This is a genomic window from Komagataeibacter oboediens, from assembly GCF_003207815.1.
Lineage (GTDB): Bacteria > Pseudomonadota > Alphaproteobacteria > Acetobacterales > Acetobacteraceae > Komagataeibacter > Komagataeibacter oboediens.
In genome coordinates, this window is the sequence record NZ_NKTX01000195.1 from 1 (window position 1) to 1,276 (window position 1,276).

At 59.9% G+C, this 1,276-nt stretch carries 1 protein-coding gene; it reads right to left on the reverse strand.

All coding sequences use genetic code 11. The annotated features are described in order from the left end of the window. On the reverse strand, positions 1-1,201 hold a 1,201-nt coding region (locus CFR80_RS18230), incomplete at its 3' end, for an IS701 family transposase (RefSeq protein WP_110507858.1). Between the last annotated feature and the right edge of the window lie 75 nt (positions 1,202-1,276).

Genomic DNA, 1,276 nt, shown 5'->3' on the forward strand with positions numbered 1-1,276 from the left:
TCTTTTTTTTCCGCCCGACCGCCGTAAGGCGCCGGGACTGGAGAAAGGCGTAGGCCATCATGGACATCAGGGCGTGTCGGTGCAGGCCTGTCCATGATCGCCCCTCAAAGTGATCGAGGCCCAGTTCCTCCTTGAGTTGCTGATGCGCCTGTTCGCAGACCCATCGGGCCTTGATCGCAGCGGCCAGTAGCCTGAGGGAGGTGTCGGCAGACAGGTTGGACAGATAGTATTTCCGTTCTCCGGTGGAACGGTGCTCGCCAATCAGCCAGGCTTCCTCCCCAGGCATATGCTGGGCCGTCCGGCCACCGATACGCTGGGCTGGACCATCTGCAACGCGTATCCGCATGGCTGCAAAGCGGGCCGCGAGGCCACCTTTGGTCCCGCGACGCCAGCTGACCCTGCGCCATGTTGCAGTTTCCAGTATCTTATGGGCAGGGACAGATTGCTGGTCCGGTACCGGATGCATCCGGGACGGGCCGCGCTTTCTGGCCGGAAACACCAGCTCCACATCGGTGGAATAGACTTTCTGATGACGTGGTATCCCGACTGCCCAGCGCAGGCCCCGCGCACTCAGGGCCTGACGGAACGGGGCGGACAGGCCATAACCGGCATCCGCAAGAACACAGCCAAAACGGACACCTGCGGCACAGAGGCGATCAATCTCTTCGATCGCCATCTCCGGTTTGGTCCTGGAGCCCTGATGTTCCAGTGGAACGCCAGCCCGCTTCAGGCGTGCCGGATCTGCTGTCCAGATATCGGGCAGGAACAGACGGAGTGACAGCATCAGTGGCACTTCACGCGAAGCCAGTGTCACGGACACCAGTGTCTGACAATTCGCTTTCTTGCCCAGGGTCGAAGCATATTGGGGCGCCACGCCAACAGAATGTTCTCCCTTTTTGGGAAGGGAGGTATCATCGATGATCAGCCATGAACGCTCGCCGCCCACCAGATGGTCAGCATGACGCCATAGAGCAGCCTCAAGTGGCGCACTGTCCCACACACCGGCACTGACGAAATGATGCAGCCGGTCATAAGGGATATCGCCATTGCGTGCAGCCATGGGCTGCACGCTCTTGCGGTCACCAGGTCCGATCAGGCCTGCAATATAAGCCGGACACATCGCCCGCTGCGCTTTGTGACCCAGGGCCGCCAGAAATGGCGCAAGCCATACTTCCAGATCCGATCGCCAGTCGGTGTTCATCGCCAGCTCCCACTACAGCTGGTCTTCCATGAATCACCGATCGCATCCGTTGGGAATCCTTATTCCAAATTTTCT